The sequence below is a fragment of the Actinomadura chokoriensis genome (assembly GCF_041463665.1).
GTDB lineage: Bacteria > Actinomycetota > Actinomycetes > Streptosporangiales > Streptosporangiaceae > Spirillospora > Spirillospora chokoriensis_A.
This window is the reverse complement of the sequence record NZ_JAXCEJ010000036.1, coordinates 1-19,894: the sequence shown is the minus strand read 5'-3', so window position 1 is coordinate 19,894 and position 19,894 is coordinate 1. Positions and strand designations below refer to the sequence as shown.

Genomic DNA, 19,894 nt, shown 5'->3' with positions numbered 1-19,894 from the left:
TCAAATCAGGACAGTTCCGCTAGGGTTCCCTCGGTCGAAACATCGATCATGTGACGGGGCCCGTCGCGCGGTCCCCCGAAAGAAGGAGAAGCCTTGCGGGCTGTCCACCGAAGGCTGCTACTGGCCGGCGCGGTCGCGACGTGCCTCGCCGCCGCCGCGACGCTCCCGGTACTCGCCGACGACTCCGCCTCCCTCGTGAAGGTGACGGCGGCGCACGGCACCCCCGTGCCAGGCCAGTACATCGTCACGCTGAAGCCCGGAGCGTCCACCGACGCAGCGGCCAAGAACGTCAAGGCCGGCGGCGTCAAGCGCTTCGACGGCGTCCTGAACGGCTTCGCCGCCAAGCTGAGCAGCGACCAGCTGAACGAGCTGCGCCACGACGACCGCGTCGCCGCGATCGAGCAGGACCAGGTCGTCAAGGCGAACACGACCCAGAAGTCCCCCCTGCCCTGGGGCCTGGACCGGATCGACCAGCGGTCCAGCAAGCTCTCGAAGAGCTACTACTACAAGTCGTCCGGAAGCGGCGTCACCGCCTACATCATCGACACCGGCCTGGACGTCACGCACAGCGACTTCGGCGGCCGCGCCTCCGTCGCCTGGGCGGCGAGCCGGTTCGGCGGCGACGGCGGTGACTGCAACGGCCACGGAACCCACGTCGCGGGCATCATCGGCTCCAAGACCTACGGCGCCGCCAAGTCCGTCAACCTGCGGGCGCTCCGCGTCCTGGACTGCGAAGGCTCCGGCTACATGTCGGACGTCGTCGCCGCCGCCCAGTGGCTGCGCACCAACGCCGCCAAGCCGGCCGTCGCGAACCTGTCGCTCGGCGGGTCGAAGTCCGCGGCGGTGAACACCGCGATGACGAACCTGTCCAAGTCCGGTGTGTTCGTCTCCGTGGCCGCGGGCAACGACAACAAGGACGCCTGCAACTACTCGCCGTCCAGCGCCGGCTGGGTCATGGCCGTCGGCGCGACCACCGTGTACGACAACCGCGCGACGTTCTCCAACTGGGGCAAGTGCGTCGACATCAACGCGCCCGGCTACGGCATCTGGTCCACCTGGCCCGGCGGCGGCGCTGAGAAGCTCAGCGGGACGTCCATGGCGACCCCCTACGTGAGCGGTGTCGCGGCGCTCTACCTGTCGACCCACAAGTCGGCCGCGTTCCCGGAAGTCCAGGCGTGGCTGAACAACAACTCCACGCACAGCCTCAAGCGGCTGCGCTCGCAGGCCAACCGGCTCCTGTACAAGGGCACGCTGTGAGACCTGTCACGTAAGATGGCCCGGCTCCCAGCAGGGAGCCGGGCTTCTCACGTACCACGCCGTCTCACCCGGACCCATGGGTCTACCCTTGGCGAGGCCGGACGGTTCTTTAGCATCCATTGACCTTCGGGCCACCGGACTTCCGTACCTACGGCCATGACGACGAGAGGGGAACACGTGGAGACCCCCGCCTCCACTTGTCGGCCCAGCACGCGCCGGCGAGGTGGACGACGTGCCGCAACGGCTCTCGTGGCCATCGCCGCCGCGCTGCCTCTGATCGCCGCCGCGACGCCGTCCGCCAGCGCGGCGCCGCCCGCGGCTCTCCCCATGGACCCGGGTGACAGCGCCAAGTTCGCCAAGCTGAACCGGCAGATCGAGCAGCTCGACAAGGAGTACGGCGGCGACCTCGCCAAGCTGAAGGACGCCCAGTTCGCCGCGCAGAAGGCGCTGAGCAAGTCCAACGACCTGCAGAAGGACCTCGTGGAGGCCCGCAACCTCGTCGCCCAGCTCGCCGCGAGCCAGTACATGACCGGCGGGGAGGACCCCACCGTCACATTCCTGGCCGACGCCGACCCGAGCGACCTGCTCAGCAACGCCACCCTCGTGAGCCACCTGGCGCAGAACAAGGCCGCGAAGGTCGCGCAGATCCAGAAGCTCGTCACCGACCAGCTCGAGGCCCGCAAGAAGGCCCAGCAGAAGATGACGGAGCTGAAGAAGGAGATCAGGGACCTGAAGGCCCGCAAGGCGCAGATCCAGACCCTGGTCAAGAAGTACAAGCCCGAGTCGCCCAGCATCGGCATGGGCGGCGTCACGCCCCGCATGCTCAAGGTGAAGAACACCATCGACCTGGAGACGGGCCCCTTCCCCACGATCGGCTGCGTCCGCCACACCGGCGACCCGCAGGACCACGGCACCGGTCACGCCTGCGACTTCATGGTCACGACCGGCGGCGTGATGGCCTCGGGCAGCGCCCAGGCCCAAGGCGACACCGCCGCCCAGTACGCCATCTCCCACGCGAGCGCCCTCGGCATCAAGTACGTCATCTGGCGCCAGCGCATCTACGACATGCGCAGCCCCGGCTGGCGCTCCATGGAGAACCGAGGCGGCGTAACCGCCAACCACTACGACCACGTCCACATCTCGGTCTTCTAGCCGCATCCAGCTCTGACCAGGGCCGCAGCTCACGAGATCTCCCGAGAGGGCACATCCAGGGCACTCGCGCCCGGATTCGTTCCCCAGGTGTCATCGATCGCCTTGCGCATCCTGTCCCGGCTGGACGGCATGAGATGCGTGTAGGTCCGGAGCGTGAATCCAGGGTCAGCGTGCCCGAGAAACTCGGCGAGCGCCCGAATGTCCACGCCTTGCTCCAGCAGGACGCTCGCGAAGTGGTGCCGCAGCGCGTGAAAGCCGTTGTCCCGAGTTGCCGGAACATCAGCCCGCACGAGCGCCGGCTTCCAGACGAGCGGTTCCACTCCGTGCGATGGATCGGCGTCCCCTGCCGAGTGGTGAAGATCAGCCGTGCCTTCACCGGGTCACCGTCCAGTGTCTTCCATGGCAGGGTCCCAGCGGCAACGGATACTGCGCGAGCAAGGGAGACCGTCTGGGCGGTTAATGGATCGCTTTGGCCCGAGCGTGTTCGTAGGCTCATCGAGCGAGGGTCTCGGGTTGGCTATGGGGTGATGTGTGGCAAGGAAGCGCTACGTGGCCCGTGGTGTTCCGGGCGGCTACCGCATCTGGGACAACAAGCAACGCAAGTGGTGGGGAGACCACTACGAGTTGTGCCCTGACGAACTCCTGGCCGAGCTGAACGGTAACCGGGACTACGAGAAGATCACTGCGTTGCTCAGGCGCTACCGGGCTCGCAAGCGGTAGATCACGCGACTCACGGAGCAAACATGGAACGGACGGCCCCGGTCTGCTGGGTGGGGACCGTCCGTTTGCTGGTCAGGGGGTGGCTACTCGTCTTCTTGGTCGCTCCACCCTGCGGAGCGGAAGCCCGAGCGGCCGGGCACATCGGGGGCACGTGGGACCGCGAGCATGCGCGAGACGATGAGAACTACCGAGGGCAGTAGCGGCAGGTCAGAGCAGGAACGGGCGTCATTGCCGCAGGTCGTGATCTTGGCCCGTTCAGAACTCGGTCTTCTAGCCGCCGTCCTACCTGTCCACAGAGCGGTCGGAGCTAGAGCGACTCCTATTACGGCGCACTGCGTCACTCGCGGCGGAGGCTACTTCTTGCGGCCGAAGAGGAAGTAGGAGATCGGGCCTGCGAAATTGATGAAGGTGAGCATTCGCCAGAGTCGCTTCGAGCCCTTGATCTGGTCCTGCGGACGGCGTTGAAGGTCGACCAGCGCGGCCGCCAGGAGGGACAGTTGCACCGTCGTGGCACCCGCAATGAACGAGCGTTCCCGTCGGCTCAGCTCGGACCAGCGCTTGGAACCCACCATGCCTCCCCGTAGACCCGTTGCAGTCTCAGGCTAGACGAGGGTGGACGTCGCGAAGGGGGCGGCCCCTGGTGCGGGACGCCCCCTTCGTCAGCTATGCGGTCAGTCGGCGTAGCTCGGCAGCATCCGCTCGTGCGCCTCGCGGAGTTCGGACATGCCGATGCTGAACAGTTCCTGCTGCTCGCCGTCCGGGCCCCGTCCGGTCACGTGGAGCGCGTCACCGCCCGCGACGCCGATCTGGGTGACCGGGACGCCCGCGGACTCGCACAGGGCCGCCAGGCGCGCCTCCGCGCCCGGACGGACCACCAGCATGGCGCGCGCCACCGACTCGCTGAACAGCGACACGAACGGGTCGCCCGGCAGGGTGATGCGGGCGCCGAGGCCGCCGCGCAGGCACGACTCCACCAGCGTCTGCGACAGGCCGCCGTCCGACAGGTCGTGGGCGGCCGTGACCAGGCCGTCCCGGATGGCGGCGACCATCACCGACGCCAGCGCGGCCTCGGCCTTCAGGTCGACCAGTGGCGGCAGCCCGCCCAGGTGGTTGTAGACGACGTGCGCCCATTCCGAGCCGCCGAACTCCTCGCGGGTCTCGCCGAGCAGCGCGATCGTGGCGCCGTCGCTGGTCAGCGACATGTTCACCCGGCGGCGGACGTCGTCGTGGACGCCCAGGACGCCGATGACCGGCGTCGGGTTGATCGGGGTCTCGCCGGTCTGGTTGTAGAAGCTGACGTTGCCGCCGGTGACCGGGATGCCCAGGTACTGGCAGCCGTCCGCGAGGCCCTCGACCGCGCGCGCGAACTGCCACATGACGCCCGGGTCCTCCGGGGAGCCGAAGTTGAGGCAGTTCGTGACGGCCAGGGGCCGCGCGCCCGTCGCGGCGACGTTGCGGTACGCCTCGGAGAGGGCGAGCTGCGCGCCCGAGTACGGGTCGAGGCGCGCGTAGCGGCCGTTGCCGTCCAGGGAGAGCGCGATGCCGAGCCCGGACTCGTCGTCGATGCGCACCACGCCCGCGTTCTCGGGCATGGCGCTCACGGTGTTGCCCAGGACGTACCGGTCGTACTGTGACGTCACCCACGTCTTGCTGGCGAGGTTCGGGGACCCGGCCAGCCACAGGACGGTCCGGCGCAGCTCGTCGCCGTTGGACGGACGGGTGAGCCGTCCAGGAGTGTCGGCCTGCAGCGCGCCGAGGTCGTGCGGCGGCTCGAACGGGCGGTTGTAGACCGGGCCCTCGTCGGCGGCCGTGACCGGCGGGATGTCGACGATCGTCTCGCCCCGCCACGTCATGACCAGCCGGCGCGTGTCGGTGACCGTCCCGATCACCGTCGCCGGGATCTCCCAGCGGGCGCAGATCTCCATGAAGCGGTCGACCTTGCCCGGCGCGACCACCGCCATCATGCGCTCCTGCGACTCGCTCATGAGGATCTCCTCAGGGCGGAGCGTCTGGTCGCGGAGCGGGACGGCGTCGAGGTCGACGTGCATGCCGCCGGTGCCGGCGGCGGCCAGCTCCGTCGTCGCGCAGGACACGCCGGCCGCGCCGAGGTCCTGGATGCCGACCACGAGGTCCTCGCGGAACAGCTCCAGGCAGCACTCGATGAGCAGCTTCTCCATGAACGGGTCGCCCACCTGGACCGACGGCCGCTTCTGGTGCGACTCCTCGTCGAACGTCGCCGAGGCCAGGACGGACGCGCCGCCGATGCCGTCCGGCCCGGTCAGGGCGCCGAAAAGGATCACCTTGTTGCCGGGGCCGGGGGCCACGGCGCGCTTGATGTCCTCGTGCTTCATCACGCCGACGCACAGGGCGTTCACGAGCGGGTTCTGCTCGTAGCAGGCGTCGAAGACGGTCTCACCGCCAATGTTGGGCAGCCCCAGGGAGTTTCCGTAGCCGCCTACACCGGCCACTACGCCAGGCAGGACGCGTTGCGTGTCGGGAGCCTCCGCAGGGCCGAACCGGAGCGAGTCCATCACCGCGATGGGGCGGGCACCCATCGACATGATGTCGCGGACGATCCCGCCGACGCCCGTAGCGGCGCCCTGGTACGGCTCCACGTACGAGGGGTGGTTGTGCGACTCGACCTTGAAGGTCACCGCCCAGCCCTGGCCGATGTCCACGACACCGGCGTTCTCCCCCATGCCGACTAGCAGCTTGTCCGTCTTCGGGGCCTTGTCGCCGAACTGGCGGAGGTGCACCTTGGAGCTCTTGTAGGAGCAGTGCTCGCTCCACATGACCGAGTAGATCGCCAGCTCCGCCGACGTGGGACGGCGCCCGAGGATGTGCCGGACGCGCCGGTACTCCTCCTCGTTCATCCCCAGCTCGACGTACGGCTGCTGACGCTCGGGGGTCGCCGCGGCGACGGCGACCGTGTCGGTGCCCTGGTCGACCGGGGCGGAGCCCTCGATCGCGGGCAGCGGACCTGCCCCCCGTCCGATGGACGGCTGAGGGCCCGTCCCGGACCCGACGGTCGGTTGCGGACCGCTGCCCGGGCCGAGCGCGGGCTGCGGGCCCGTCCCCCGGCCGACGGCCGGCTGAGGACCTGTCCCTTGGCCGACGCGAGGCTGGGGCCCTGTCCCGTGGCCGACGCGAGGCTGCGGGCCCGTTCCGGGACCTTCGGCACGGACGGGCAGCAGCGGGCCGGCGTTCAGGTCAACAACAGGCTGCGGGCCGCTACCGGGGCTCACCGCAGGCTGCGGTCCGGTACCCGTGCCGACGACCGGCTGCGGGCCCGTCCCAGGGCCGTCAGGACGCGCCAATGGGCCAGAGTTCAGTTCAAGGATGGGCTGCGGGCCACTGCCAGGACTGACGGCGGGCTGCGGGCCCGTGCCAGATCCCTCAGGACGTGCCAGCGGACCAGAGTTCAACTCGACGACAGGCTGCGGGCCGGTACCCGTACCGACGGCCTGCTGCGGACCTGTGCCAGGCGACAGCGGCCCGGAGTTCAGCTCGACGACGGGCTGCGGACCGCTACCGGGACTGACGGCGGGCTGCGGGCCCGTGCCAGGCCGCTCGGGGCGGGCCAGCGGGCCCGAGTCGAGGTCGACGAGAGGCTGCGGCCCGGCGCCGGGGCCGACGGCGGGCTGGGGCCCCGTGCCGGAACCCACGGCGGGCTGCGGGCCCGTGCCCGTCCCGACGGCAGGTTGCGGGCCGGTGCCGGAGCCGCCGGGCATCGCCGGCGGGCGAGGCGCGGCGTACCCGTTCAGGTCGGGCCCGGTCAGGTCGGGCCCGGTCAGCGACGGGTCCACATTGGTGGACGAGGGGTCGCCGGCGCCGCGCTCCTCCTCCAGGGCACGGGCGAACTCCTGTTCCGGCCCTTCGGGGGTTTCCGAGGGCGGAGACGGCTGCTCGCCGTCCAGGACGGGCATGGGGCCCGTGAACAGCCTGGGAGAGGCCTGGACGGCGGGGTCCCGCTGCGCCGCCCGACCCGCCTGGTCGGCGTGCCGGTCCTCCTCGATGATGGCCTTGAAACCCTGGGTCACCGCCGGGTTGACGGGCTGGAGCTCGGGGTCGTCCGCGTCGGACTTGAGCTCCCCGAGCCACTCCATCGACGGCTCGTCCGAGGCGTCCCGGGCGGCTCGTCCGGAAGCGTGGGGCCGTTGCTCACTCATGCGTTGACCAGTCTCTTGACGACAGAGGTGAAGAAACCGAGCCCGTCGGTGGACGGACCGGTCAGTGACTCCACGGCATGCTCGGGGTGGGGCATGAGCCCGACCACGTTTCCGGCCTCGTTGCAGATGCCGGCGATGTCGTCGAGGGAGCCGTTCGGGTTCAGGTCGACGTAACGGGCGACGATCCGGCCGGTGTCGGCCAGTTCGATCAGGGTCTCCCGGTCGGCGGCGTAGCGGCCGTCCCGGTTCTTGATCGGGATCACCAGCTCCTGGCCCTCGCTGTACTCGCCGGTCCAGGCGGTGTCGGCGTTCTCCACCCGCAGCCGCTGGTCGCGGCAGACGAAGTGCAGGCCCGCGTTCGGGAGCAGCGCGCCCGGCAGCAGGTGCGACTCGCACAGGACCTGGAAGCCGTTGCAGATGCCGAGCACGGGCAGCCCCGCCTTCGCGGCGGCCACCAGCTCGGTCATCAACGGCGCGAACCGGGCGATCGCCCCAGCCCGCAGGTAGTCCCCGTAGGAGAACCCGCCGGGCAGCACGACCGCGTCGACGCTCCGCAGGTCGTGGTCTGCGTGCCAGAGGGCCACCGGCTCGGCGCCGGACAGCCGGACGGCACGTGCGGCGTCCTTGTCGTCCAGAGAACCAGGGAAGGTGATGATCCCCACCCGGGCAGCGTCCATCTGTTCTGTTCCTCCGAAATGAGGTGCGGCCGGGACGGTCGGGATCTCCTCCGCCGAGCACCCCGCTACGCGCGTCGCATACCCCCCGCGCGCGTCCTAATCTACCCGGCGTTGTGCATGAGGCGGGCGTCGAGGCGGCCTACCAGGGCCCCGTCACGCCAGGTCAGCCGCTTCCGCAGGTGAACGACGGTGCCCCTGTCGGGGGAGGAGTCGATGTTCAGGTCGTCCACCAGCGCCCGCATGATTTTAATCCCGCGTCCGGACTCGCTCAAAATGCCGCGATCCTGCGGCGCCGCGGCCGGGGCCGGCCGCGGCCCGCGCCCCCGGTCCATGATCTTGAGCATGCACACGCCGTGGTCGACGTGTCCCGTCACCTCGTAGTCCCCGGTCGCGCGGGCGTGCTGGACGACGTTCGTACACGCCTCGGAGGTGGCGACCAGGACATCGTCGACGCAGTCCTCGGATACGCCCAGCCCCCGCAGTGCGTCCCCCACCACCCGCCGGATCACCGGGATGCTCAGCGCCTCGCGCGGCAGCGCGAGCGAGAACCTCATGTCCACCCCGACACCTCGTGTCATTGCCCCGGGCTCAACGACCGTTCCCCCGGCCCCGGAGCGTGCTCGACGACTCGACGCAGCTAACAGTTCCCCGGCGGATTACTCCGTAATCGCGGTACTCACGGGTCGTTCCGGGAAATCTCGCGGGGCCGCGCAACGGTTTGGAACGTACCGGATTCATCCCGATACCGATCAGTATTCCCCGCCATTTCCGGCCGACCCCGGTCCCGGCCGGAGCCGGCCAGAACCAGTCAGAGCCGATCAGAGAACGCGCACCTCGTAGTTCTCGATGACCGGATTGGCCAGCAGCGTTTCGGCGATCTTGCCGACCCGCTCCAGTGCCGCCTCGTCGGCCTCCCCCTCCAACTCGACCTCGAACCGCTTGCCCTGCCGGACGGCGACCACGCCCTCGAAGCCCATCTGCGGCAGTTTCCTGGCGATCGCCTGGCCCTGCGGGTCGAGGATCTCCGGCTTCAGCATGACGTCCACGACGACACGCGCCACGACCGCCCCCTCACTGATCTGCACTTTTCCTTACGATCTGAAGCGTACGGCACCATGGCTCTTCAGGAGCCGCCCGCACCCCCCGGAGCCACCCGATGAATCCAGACGACCTGACCGCCTCGGAACGCCGCCTGTGGAAGGCCTTCCCGAAGGGCGAATCCGTCGATCTGTCCACCGGCGATCCGGCGTTCGACGACGTCGGGCAGTCCGACCGGTGGGGCCACGATCGGGTGGTCAGGGCCGAGGTACTCGTCGCGCTCCTCGTCGGCGCGGTCGAGCCCGAGCCGGGACAGGTCGCCGCCGTCCGGCTCGCCGGCGCCCGCATCACCGGGTCGCTGAACCTCGGGCACGCGGACGTCACCGTCCCGCTGGCGCTCACCGGCTGCTCGTTCGACGAGGCGCCGCACCTGTACTGGGCGAGCATGACCAGCGTCCACCTGATGCGCTGCCGCCTGCCCGGCCTGGTCGCGTCCGGGACCCGGGTGGACGGCCACCTGTGGCTGGAGGGGAGCCGGATCAACGGCGGCCTGTGGCTGGACGGCGCGAACATCACCGGCATCCTGAACATGTCGGGCGTCCAGCTGACCAACCCGGGCGGGGACGCGCTGCTCGCCGACCGCCTCGCCGTCGAGGCGAACGTCTACTGCGACCAAGGGTTCGTCGCCAACGGCGAGGTCCGGCTGCCCGGCGCCCGCATCGGCGGCCAGCTGATCTTCCGGGGCGCGCGGCTGTACAACCCGTCCGGCGTCGCCCTGTACGCCAGCCGCCTGGACGTGGCCGCGAACGTGTTCTGCGACGGCGGATTCGCCGCCGAAGGCGAGATCCGGCTGCGCGGCGCCCGCGTCGGCGGCTACCTGTCCTTCGTCGGTGCGAGCCTGTCCGCCCCGCAGCGCACCGCCCTCAACGCCGACGACCTCGCCGTCGAGACCGACGTCTACTGCTCCGACGGCTTCACCGCCGTCGGCGCCGTCAGCTTCTCCGGCGCCCGCGTCACCGGACAGCTCAGCCTGCGCGACGCCTGGTTGCGCCACGAAAACGGGACGGCCCTCAGCCTGCAGCGCGTCCAGGCCGAGGAACTGCTCCTGCGCACCGCCGAACCGATCGAGGGCACCGCCGACCTCTCCTACGCGCGCATCAACCTGCTCCGCGACGACGCCGCCTCCTGGCCCGAACGCCTCCAGCTCGACGGACTCCAGTACGAGACCCTCGAACCGCCCCTCAGCGCCCGCGAACGGCTCGCCTGGCTGCGCCGCGACACCGACGGCTACGCCCCGCAGCCCTACGAGCGCCTCGCCCAGACCTACCGCTCCCTCGGCCTGGACGCCGACGGCCGCTCCGTCCTGCTCGCCAAGGCCCGCGACCGCCGCCAGACCCAGGGCCTCCCACGAAAGATCGTCGGCTGGTTGCAGGACGTCCTCGTCGGCTACGGCTACCGCCCGTTCCGCGCCGCCAGCTGGCTGATCGGCCTCCTGGCGTTCGGAACGATCGTCTTCTCCGTGCACAGGCCCGACGTCCTGGACGACGGCCACAAGCCGCATTTCAACGCGTTCTTCTACACGCTCGACCTGCTCCTGCCCATCGGCAGCCTCGGCCAGGAGATCGAGTTCGCCCCCAGGGGCGTCTACCAGTGGATAGCGAACCTCATCGTCGCCGCCGGCCTCGTCCTCGGCCTGACGGTCGCCGCCGGCGCCACCCGGGCCCTCTCCCGCGAATAAACCGCGTTTCACGCCGCCCGAAACAGCCTTTCCGCACCTGACGCCTCCCCTTTCATTAACGTCCACAGGGCGAAAGGAGGCGGGTCATGACCTTGAAGATCGACGCGCGCGCCGTGAACGCCGAACTCCAAGCGGTCTCAAAGGCGATGTCCGAGGTCACCCGCCTCATGGGACCGCAGACCTGGCAGGGCGGCTCCGCAGCCGCGTTCACCACCGACCTGCAGGGTTACAACCGGGCACTGAACCGCCTGATGCTGGACGTCGAACGCACCGTCGCCCGTTTCAACCAGGTCCCGCTCGTCCTCGACCCGCCGGACATCCCCCGGGTCACCCCGGCCGCCGGCAAACCCGGCGTCGCGTCCGTCTCCCCGTCCGCCCTGGAACGCCTCGAAACGGCCCTGACCCGTGCGGCCGGCGACCTCCCCCACCGCGGCAAGATGATCCGCGGCCACCTGGCCCTCGCCCACCCGGACATCCCGAGCACCGCACCATGCGACGACGCCGCCGCCTGGTGCCGCACCCAGGCCGCCCGGATGCGCACCCGCATCATGTACGCCCTCGCCGAAACCGAGGTCGGCGCAACCCCCCTGATCCAAGGCCCGGTCATACAGATCCCTGACCTGGAACGTTTCGGCGAAAAGGAGATGACCGACCTGGCCCGCCTCCAGGCCCGCGCCTGGCAGAAACACACCGCCCACCCGGGCGCCGCCACCCCGGCCCTGATGGCCGAGATAGCCCGCACCCTCCGGGAGAACAGCAAGAACACGGCCTACCTGGCAACGTTCTTCTCCAACGTCCCGGCAGGTTCCGTGGGCAAACTTCCCTACCGCCTCCACCAGTTGCACAAGACCAGCGGCCTGACCCCCGAAGACAAGAAGACAGTGGGCGACATGGGCACCGCCCTGGCAGCCTTATCCCGCAGGAAGGAAACCGAAGGGATAGCAGGCAAAGCCCTTGGCCCCGCTGGCGCAGACATGCCCGGCCAAGCCCTATTGGTCAGACTTGGCAACGGTCCTTGGGGAGCGGAAACTCTCGCCGCCCTCGGGCAGGCAGCGCTCCGCTGGCGGCAGCAGCACGCCACCTACCGTATGACCTGGACGGAAAAGGGTTTTCAGGAGCCACGATGGACCGACAACGACACACGGTGGGCCGCTGCCTGGGGACTGACTCTCGCTGACCATAGAAGCGTCCAGCAATACGATCCGGCCTTAACTATTCTCGGCGAGATCGCTTCGGAGAAGAACCAGGAGGCAGCGCGCCTCCTTGCCCTCGGCAGGCTTCCAGCCGCGCTGGCGACCACCGACCCGCGAAATTCCAAGTTCCTCCCGGCCCAGGTTCCTCCCTGGCTGACCCGCCTTCCCGGCCAAACGTACGCATCCGCGTTGCTCGCTCCGGACTGGCCGGACGGAGGAAAGCGAGCGGGGTCGGTCATCGCACTAGCCATCCGCCCGTCTCCGGGACACGAGAGCGAGGCCGCGGACATCGCTCGTCAGGTGGTCTGGGCGGTCTCCCGTTGGAACGGCCTGGCACGCGCCGATGTGCGCAAGTTCCTCACCGGAAACGACATCATCGCCGCACCGGACGGAATCCGCAACGGCGGAGCCCGTTTTGATCTGCCAGAAGAACTACAAAAAGCGCTACTTTCTGTCGCCACGCGTTACATCGGCAGTTTTTCCGCAAGCATTGGGGACGAGGACCCATCGACGCCCTTGCTCGATGATGATCCGGTCACCGAAGGGAAGACGTTCCGCCTGTCAGGCTGGACCACACAACAATTTTTATCAACGTTCACTGCGAACGAGGAGAGCCGTAGAACGCTCCTACTGGCTGCGCAATCCTACGAGCGACTGCTGCTGGCCGGCGCCGCACGTGGCGGCGTCCATCAAGTCCCTCTGGTAGACGCGATGAGCCGTGTCGGCCACCTAGAGGGAAATATCATCCACGGCCTCAAGAGCGGCTACATCGACCAGGGCAAGGCCGAGAACGAGGCGCTTGCCGCCGCCCAGAAGGAGGGTGAGGCCGCAAGAGGCCTGACGGAGTCATTGTTCTCCTCGCTCCCCGGCGCAGGGCTTACTGGGAAATTCTTGCCAGAAATCATCGTCAACGATCCGGAGCAGTTGCTCAGTAAAGCCGAGAAGGAAAAGCTCGGCAGCATCGACGAGAACACACAAACTGTTGGCTACGGCTGGGGCACTGTCGTAAAGACGGAGCTCGCAATCAGTCTTTTCCATGACGGCACCGATCGAAACCCCAAGGTCAACGTCGACGGCACGACCTATGACATCAGCAAATTTTTTCAAGCAGACGGAAGGCTGAAGAAGATTGACAATGTAGCCCTGGAAGTCTTACGCCGCTGGGGCGAACTCCAACTGAGTGACGGCCGCACTGGAGAGAACCTGATAGAACAGGCCAACAGTGGTTTCACCAATACTGGATCGCCTGCCGTACCCCGGTCGGACGTCGACCCGCCGCCGACCTGGACAGCCCGTGGATGATTCTACGGTCGAGTGCTTCGGATCTCGTACAGCCTTCGACAGGCAGTGTCGGCGGCGATCACGCCGTCCTTCGGGCGAACCGCCAAGCCGATGAGGTCGGTACCTGGCTGACCGCTTGCCAGACTTGCCGGTCCTCCGGTGCAGGTGGCGGGCCAATCGGGTTCGAGTCGGCTTACCCGACCATCGGGAAGCACTTTGACGAGAACAGACGCGGCCGGCGGGTTCGCCTGTGTCGCCAGGACCAGCGTGCCGTCCGCGGTCTTCCCGCCCCCCGCCCAGGTGATCCCGTAGCCCGGGCGTTCCGGATAGTCGATCGGAACGCCCTTCACCCGCCCTCGGACCGGAATCGCGATGACTCCGGCGCTGGTGAGGACGGTCAGTCCATCGCCATCAGCGACCAGGGCGTGTACGGCCCGCGTGAAGACGTCGACCTTTCCGCCCCGCCGCATGAGATCGTCCAAGGCCGCTGCGTAACCCTGTGGCCGCCACCGGCGGATCTTGCCTGGTGACGGCACTGTGAAAAGCTCCCCCGACCGCAGGGCGACTACCGGTGTCCCATCGGTCCGGACTGCTGCGGCGGCTGGATGATGCTCACCCGACAGCCATCTCTCCCGTTCGCTCCGCTGCGCATCCTCAGAGGACGGATCATCTCGTTCATCAATGAGCGTCGGCCCATCCCGCCGGGTTCTCAAACTGAGATAGCGGACTTCCTCCGCGCCGGACATCGAGTACCTGATGAGCGAGGGCTCCGGTCCGGTACCCAATATCCACAAATTCCGCGCCCCCACGACCACCTTGTCCGCACGATGCCATTCGATGGGCGGCCCGACGAGGCTCAATCGGCCATCGGTCGCGATTCGCGCGATCCGTACCGACGCGTTCTCACCGCTCTGCCGGACCGGAAGGTAGAGCGTGCCGTCCGGCGCGGCCGCAAGGGCGCCGACGGGGATGATAGGCGAGCGCAGCGCCCACCGGCCGCTCATGGCCGAGCCGCTCTCCCCGTTGCCTGCGATCACCACTACCTGGCCGGGGCGGGTGGGGTGCGGGGTCGGGTTGAAGGACGGGGTGTCTCGGGTGCAGGCGGTCACGATCGCCAGGAGGGCTACTGGCGCGATGACCCTCGTGTAACGCACCTGTCGATGATGCCAGGACCGGCGTGGACTGTGTCGCGTTTGGGTCAGGGCTCGGAGGTGGGGTAGGGATCACGATGGCGGGACTTGCATCGCAGGGTGTGATGTCTGCCACGATGGCATTGCGGCTTTTGTCCCTTACCGGGGGCGGTGGCCGTTGACATCGGCCGGCGGCGCGGCGATCCCGTGTTCCCGGCCCCGAACGAGGAGTGTCATCGATGACGATCGACTCCGTGCGCGGCGCGCCCGACACCCCGGCGCTCGCCGAGCCCGAGCTCGTCCAGCTGCTCACCCCGGAGGGGGAGCGCGTCGAGCATCCCGACTATCCACTGGACCTCAGCGCCGAGGACGTCCGCGACCTGTACCGCGACCTGGTGATCGTGCGGCGGATCGACCTGGAGGCCGTGGCGCTGACCCGGCAGGGCGAGCTCGGCCTGTGGGCGTCGCTGCTGGGGCAGGAGGCAGCTCAGATCGGGTCTGGGCGGGCGCTGACCGAGCACGACATGGTGTTCCCGACCTATCGCGAGCATGGCGTCGCGTGGTGCCGGGACGTCGAGCCGCTGAAGCTCCTGGGGCTGTTCCGGGGCGTCAACCATGGCGGGTGGGATCCCGCCGAACACGGGTTCCACCTGTACACCATCGTGATCGGCAGCCAGACGCTGCACGCGGCCGGGTACGCGATGGGCATCCAGCGGGACGGGGTGCTGGGCACGCCGTCGGCGGGTGCCACGATCGCCTACTTCGGGGACGGCGCGACCTCGCAGGGCGACGTGAACGAGTCGTTCGTGTTCGCGTCCGTGTTCAACGCGCCGATCGTGTTCTTCTGCCAGAACAATCAGTGGGCGATCTCCGAGCCGCTGGAGAAGCAGTCGCGGATCCCGCTGTACAAGAGGGCGCAGGGATTCGGGTTCCCGGGTCTGCGGGTGGACGGGAACGACGTGTTCGCGTGCCTCGCGGTGACCAGGAAGGCCCTGGAGAACGCGCGGACAGGTCAGGGGCCGACGCTCGTCGAGGCCTACACGTACCGGATGGGCGCCCACACGACGACGGACGATCCCACGCGATACCGGCTTAAGGCCGAAGAAGAGGCGTGGAAGCTCAAGGACCCCATCGAGCGCGTCAAGGCGTACCTCGTCCGGAACGATCTGGCGGACGCGGGGTTCTTCGAGAAGGTGGAGGACGAGGCCAGGCTGCTGGCGAAGGAGCTGCGCGAGGGCTGCCGGGCGATGCCGGACCCGGAGCCGCTGTCGATGTTCGACGAGGTGTACGCCGAGCGGCATCCGCTGATGACGGAGGAGCAGGAGCAGTTCGCCGCCTACCTGGCGTCGTTCGAGGAGGAGGCGAAGTGACCGCCCTGACGCTCGGCAAGGCGATGAACGAGGGCCTGCGCAAGGCCATGGAGAACGACCCGAAGGTCCTCGTCATGGGTGAGGACGTCGGGAAGCTCGGCGGGGTCTTCCGGATCACGGACGGCCTGCAGAAGGACTTCGGCGAGGAACGCGTCATCGACACGCCGCTTGCCGAGTCGGGCATCGTCGGGACGGCGATCGGTCTCGCGCTGCGCGGGTACCGCCCCGTGGTCGAGATCCAGTTCGACGGGTTCGTGTACCCGGCCGCCGACCAGATCATCACGCAGCTGGCGAAGATGCGGATGCGCTCGCTCGGGGCGCTGTCGCTGCCGGTGGTCGTCCGGATTCCGTGCGGCGGCGGCATCGGCGCGGTGGAGCACCATTCGGAGTCTCCCGAGGCGTACTTCACGCACACGGCGGGCCTGCGCGTGGTGACCTGCTCGAACCCGGTGGACGCGTTCTCGATGATCCAGCAGTCGATCGCGTCCCCCGACCCGGTGATCTTCTTCGAGCCGAAGCGCCGGTACTGGGACAAGGCCGAGGTGGACGTCGACTCGACGGACTGGACGCCGCTGCACCAGGCCCAGGTCGTCCAGCCGGGCGAGCACGTGACGGTGCTCGCGTACGGGCCGTCGGTGAAGACGTGCCTGGAGGCGGCCGCGGCGGGGTCCGAGGAGGGACGGTCGCTGGAGGTCATCGACCTGCGCTCGCTCAACCCGCTCGACACCGGCACCGTGACGGAGTCGGTGAACCGGACGGGACGCTGCGTGGTCGTGCACGAGGCGCCGGTGTTCAGCGGGTTCGGCGCCGAGCTGGCCGCGCGGATCACCGAGCACTGCTTCTACCGGCTGGAGGCGCCGGTGCTGCGCGTCGGCGGGTTCTCCACCCCGTACCCGCCGTCCCGCCTTGAGGACCATTACCTGCCCGACATCGATCGCATCCTGGACGCGGTCGACCGGACCTTCGCGTGGTGACGCCGGTGAGCGAGCCGAAACTGTTCAAGCTGCCGGACGTGGGCGAGGGCCTGACGGAGGCGGAGATCGTCAAGTGGCACGTCCAGCCCGGGGACACCGTCGAGGACGGGCAGACCATCGTCGAGATCGAGACGGCGAAGGCCATCGTGGAGCTGCCGTGCCCGTTCGACGGCGTGGTGACCGAGCTGCTGGTCACCGAGGGCCAGACCGTCGACGTCGGGGTGCCGATCATCTCGGTGGACGCCGGCGGCGAGGGCGGCGTGGCGACGCCGGTGTCCGAGCCTCCGGCGCAGGCGGCCGCGCTCCGCGAGGAGGGCGTGCCGACGGCGAACGAGCCGGGTGTCGTTGCGGCGGAGGAGCCGAAGCGCCAGCCCGTGCTGGTCGGGTACGGGGTCAAGGAGGGGGCGACCAAGCGCCGTCCGCGCAAAGCGGCCAACGGCGCCGCGCCACCGGTCCCCGCCCAGCCGAAGCCGTCCGCGCCGCCGACGCGTCGTCCACAGCCTGTGGATAACGGATTGCCGCTGGCGAAGCCGCCCGTCCGGAAGCTGGCCAAGGAGCTCGGCGTCGACCTCGCCACCGTGACGGGCTCGGGTCCGCAGGGCTCGATCACGCGGGACGACGTCCTCGCCGCGCAGGCCGCCCCCCAGGTACCCGTGCAGGCCGGACCCCGCGAGGAGCGAGTGCCGGTCAAGGGGGTGCGCAAGGCGACGGCAGCGGCGATGTCCGGTTCGGCGTTCACGGCACCGCACGTCACCGAGTTCCTCCAGGTGGACGTGACCCGCACCATGGAGACCGTCAAGCGGCTCCGTGAACTTCCCGAGTTCACGGACGTGAAGGTGTCGCCGCTATTGCTGGTGGCGCGCGCGCTGCTCACGGCAGTCCGACGGCACCCGATGGTGAACTCCACATGGGAGGACGTTCCGAACGGCGCGGAAATCGTCGTCAAGCGCTACGTGAACCTGGGCATCGCCGCGGCTACTGAACGCGGCCTCATCGTGCCCAAGGTGAAGGACGCGCAGGACCTCGACCTGCCCGGCCTCGCGCGCGCGCTGAACGAACTGGCGGAGAAGGCGCGCGCGGGCAAGTCGTCCCCGGCCGACCTCTCCGACGGGACGATCTCCATCACCAACGTCGGCGTGTTCGGCGTGGACACCGGAACACCGATCCTCACCCCGGGTGAGGCCGCGATCCTGGCCTTCGGCCAGATCCGGGACATGCCGTGGGTCCACGAGGGCGAACTGGCGATCCGCAAGGTCACCACGCTCGCCCTGTCGTTCGACCACCGCATCGTCGACGGCGAACTGGGCTCCCGCGTCCTCCGCGACGTCGGCGACATGCTGGAAGACCCGATCCGCATGCTCGCCTGGAGCTGACGACCGATCCCGTGGGGCCGGCCCGTGCCGGCCCCACGGGCGGTTCAGGAAACGGGGACGTTGTCGACCTTGCCGAAGGGGCCGGCGTTGAAGACGACGGACGTGACCTTGCCCGGCGGTACGGGCATGTAGACGAAGCCCCGGACGGGCTGGTGCACGGCGGTGCGGAAGACGGCGCGTCCAGGATCGACGTACTGGCTGGGGCTGCCCGGCGTCCCGGCCCCGACCCGGGCGGGACGGTAGACGTCCTTCCCGCCCGGAACCTGGATGGAGAACGCGTTGAACACGCCTCCCGGATAGTCCCTGTGCGGGTAGGACGCGTCCGGTGGGGTGGTTCCGGGGCCCTCGTTCACGATGTCGAAGACGGCGACGATGTAGGCGCCGTCCCGGTAGAAGCGTTTGACGTCGATGCGCCGTTTGGCCGCGCCGAAGCGGCCGTAGCGGCTCGCCACCTTCGCGCCGTCCTCGGTGTGGAACGCGGCGGGCGCGGCGGCGCCGCCTCCGGAGCCGGACGTCGTGGTCTCCTTGACCTGGTAGTAGATCTCGACGCGGCGGTTGCGGGCGCGCGCTGCGACGTCGTCCGAGCCGCCCTCCTTGGCGACCGGCTCGGCCTCGCCCCGGCCCCGCGCGATGTAGGTGAAGTCGTCGCCGAGCCGCGACTTCATCTCCGTCATGACGGCCTGGGCGCGCTCCTGCGACAGCTTGAAGTTCTGCGAGTCCACGCCCTTGCCGTCGGTGTGCCCCTCGAACGTCAGCGAGCGCGTGGCCTTCGCCTTGATCTGCTGCGCGGCCTCGTCCAGAACGGCCTTCGCGCGGCTCGAAAGCTTCGCCGAGTCGGCGTCGAAAAGCACGTCGGAGCGCAAGTTGAGGGTGATGTCCGACTTGCTGGACGTCACGTCCTTCGTCTCACCCTCGACGATGTCGTACAAGTCCACTGGGTTCGCCCCAGTCTTGGGGGACGTGGACGGCGACGGCGTCAACGAAGTGAAGCGGCCGAAGGGCTCGGCTCCCACGGACGGCTCGACACCGACCGACGGCGTGGACGACGGCGTGGTGGGGGCCGTGGAAGGAGTCGTGGAAGGAGCACTCGGGCTGGACGAGACGGCATTCGTCACCGGGATGCCGGTGAACTCCCCGGCCGTCCCCGGCGTGAGCGCCGTGACCTTCTGGACGTCCGTCGGCATCGGCGGGTACTCGGCGGCCATCTCTCGCGTGGCACCTGGCGTGAAGCCGGAGCCGCTCGTCGTCCCGGTCGGCTTGTAGAGCCGGCGTCCGACCGGATCGACCAGCGCGATCTCGAACGGGACGGACTTCGTGGACGAGTCCAGCGACGTCACGCTGTACCGCAGCACCGCCTTGGCCGCCTGCCGCTCGACGCCTCTGATGTCGACCCGCGCGTGCAGGCCGTCAGCGCCGCCGAACCAGCCCTCCTTCGAGTACGCCCCGCCACTCTGCGCGGCGGGACTCGAAGCACCGCCAACCGTGACGGTCGGCGGCGCCACCTTCTCGGCCTTGCTGCTGTCGGCGCAACCGGCGACGAGGAGCATGCCGGCGAGGGAGACGGCGAGGGGCGAAGCGCGCATAGCCCATCCGGTCGGGGGAAACGGGCGGGGACCCGGCCGATGGTAGTGAACGCCGTCACCCCCCGCCACACACCCCACCTCACACGTTGACTTGCGGCGTGTCGTTGTTATGGCAGGGGCGGTTTCTAGTGTCTGTTGCAACGAGGTCCTTCTGGAAGGATCTTGTTGTGCCAGGACGTCGTCTTACGCTCGGTGAGCGTGCGCAGATTGAGGTGTTGTTCGGTGAGGGCCGGTTGATT

The 19,894-nt window shown here is 69.0% G+C and carries 16 protein-coding genes; 8 read left to right on the top strand and 8 right to left on the bottom strand.

The annotated features are described in order from the left end of the window. The first annotated feature begins 93 nt into the window (after window positions 1–93). Complete coding sequence (locus tag SM418_RS35245) at window positions 94–1,257, top strand: S8 family peptidase (protein WP_371945926.1); 1,164 nt, start codon at window positions 94–96, stop codon at window positions 1,255–1,257. A 249-nt stretch (window positions 1,258–1,506) separates the two neighbouring features. Next, the gene (locus SM418_RS35240; protein ID WP_371945925.1) at window positions 1,507–2,409 is read left to right on the top strand and encodes a coiled-coil domain-containing protein; all 903 of its coding nucleotides are present in this window, start codon (window positions 1,507–1,509) and stop codon (window positions 2,407–2,409) included. 29 nt (window positions 2,410–2,438) lie between these two features. Here SM418_RS35240 and SM418_RS35235 read toward each other — a convergent pair whose 3' ends face one another. Then, window positions 2,439–2,729 carry a tyrosine-type recombinase/integrase gene (locus SM418_RS35235; protein ID WP_371945924.1) on the bottom strand — a complete coding sequence of 97 codons (291 nt, stop codon included), beginning with the start codon at window positions 2,727–2,729 and terminating at the stop codon, window positions 2,439–2,441. A 229-nt stretch (window positions 2,730–2,958) separates the two neighbouring features. Here SM418_RS35235 and SM418_RS35230 point away from each other — a divergent pair, with 229 nt between their 5' ends. Further along, complete coding sequence (locus SM418_RS35230) at window positions 2,959–3,129, top strand: hypothetical protein (protein WP_371945923.1); 171 nt, start codon at window positions 2,959–2,961, stop codon at window positions 3,127–3,129. A gap of 353 nt (window positions 3,130–3,482) precedes the next feature. Here the strand turns inward: SM418_RS35230 and SM418_RS35225 are convergent, their stop codons facing one another. The 5 genes from SM418_RS35225 to purS form a co-directional block, all read right to left on the bottom strand. Then, on the bottom strand, window positions 3,483–3,701 hold the full coding sequence (locus SM418_RS35225) for a PLDc N-terminal domain-containing protein (protein WP_371945922.1): 219 nt from the start codon (window positions 3,699–3,701) through the stop codon (window positions 3,483–3,485). Window positions 3,702–3,800: 99 nt separating this feature from the next. Then, on the bottom strand, window positions 3,801–6,095 hold the full coding sequence (purL, locus tag SM418_RS35220; RefSeq protein WP_504230355.1) for a phosphoribosylformylglycinamidine synthase subunit PurL: 2,295 nt from the start codon (window positions 6,093–6,095) through the stop codon (window positions 3,801–3,803). Between the two features lie 1,199 nt (window positions 6,096–7,294). Next, the gene (gene purQ / locus SM418_RS35215; RefSeq protein ID WP_371945920.1) at window positions 7,295–7,975 is read right to left on the bottom strand and encodes a phosphoribosylformylglycinamidine synthase subunit PurQ; all 681 of its coding nucleotides are present in this window, start codon (window positions 7,973–7,975) and stop codon (window positions 7,295–7,297) included. A 101-nt stretch (window positions 7,976–8,076) separates the two neighbouring features. Continuing rightward, the gene (locus tag SM418_RS35210) at window positions 8,077–8,529 is read right to left on the bottom strand and encodes an ATP-binding protein (RefSeq protein ID WP_371945919.1); all 453 of its coding nucleotides are present in this window, start codon (window positions 8,527–8,529) and stop codon (window positions 8,077–8,079) included. Window positions 8,530–8,793: 264 nt separating this feature from the next. Further along, the gene (purS, locus tag SM418_RS35205; RefSeq protein ID WP_371945974.1) at window positions 8,794–9,036 is read right to left on the bottom strand and encodes a phosphoribosylformylglycinamidine synthase subunit PurS; all 243 of its coding nucleotides are present in this window, start codon (window positions 9,034–9,036) and stop codon (window positions 8,794–8,796) included. A gap of 95 nt (window positions 9,037–9,131) precedes the next feature. Between purS and SM418_RS35200 the strand changes: the two genes are divergently transcribed. Both SM418_RS35200 and SM418_RS35195 read left to right on the top strand, forming a co-directional pair. Further along, on the top strand, window positions 9,132–10,751 hold the full coding sequence (locus tag SM418_RS35200) for a hypothetical protein (protein WP_371945918.1): 1,620 nt from the start codon (window positions 9,132–9,134) through the stop codon (window positions 10,749–10,751). A gap of 86 nt (window positions 10,752–10,837) precedes the next feature. Beyond that, entirely contained in the window at window positions 10,838–13,246 is a 2,409-nt protein-coding gene (locus SM418_RS35195; protein WP_371945917.1) for a hypothetical protein, read from the top strand. Between the two features lie 2 nt (window positions 13,247–13,248). Here the strand turns inward: SM418_RS35195 and SM418_RS35190 are convergent, their stop codons facing one another. Continuing rightward, window positions 13,249–14,379, bottom strand: coding sequence for a hypothetical protein (locus SM418_RS35190; protein ID WP_371945916.1), 1,131 nt, complete (start codon window positions 14,377–14,379; stop codon window positions 13,249–13,251). A gap of 215 nt (window positions 14,380–14,594) precedes the next feature. Between SM418_RS35190 and pdhA the strand changes: the two genes are divergently transcribed. From pdhA to SM418_RS35175, 3 genes are read left to right on the top strand one after another with little or no spacing between them, the layout of a single operon-like run. Beyond that, window positions 14,595–15,725: a pyruvate dehydrogenase (acetyl-transferring) E1 component subunit alpha gene (pdhA, locus tag SM418_RS35185; RefSeq protein WP_371945915.1), complete on the top strand. Its 1,131-nt coding sequence runs from the start codon at window positions 14,595–14,597 to the stop codon at window positions 15,723–15,725. Further along, window positions 15,722–16,699, top strand: coding sequence for an alpha-ketoacid dehydrogenase subunit beta (locus SM418_RS35180; protein ID WP_371945914.1), 978 nt, complete (start codon window positions 15,722–15,724; stop codon window positions 16,697–16,699). Before pdhA ends, SM418_RS35180 begins: the two co-directional genes overlap by 4 nt. Before the next feature lie 5 nt (window positions 16,700–16,704). Further along, entirely contained in the window at window positions 16,705–18,072 is a 1,368-nt protein-coding gene (locus SM418_RS35175; protein ID WP_371945913.1) for a dihydrolipoamide acetyltransferase family protein, read from the top strand. 44 nt (window positions 18,073–18,116) lie between these two features. Here SM418_RS35175 and SM418_RS35170 read toward each other — a convergent pair whose 3' ends face one another. Next, entirely contained in the window at window positions 18,117–19,655 is a 1,539-nt protein-coding gene (locus tag SM418_RS35170; RefSeq protein WP_371945912.1) for an OmpA family protein, read from the bottom strand. Window positions 19,656–19,894 lie beyond the last annotated feature (239 nt).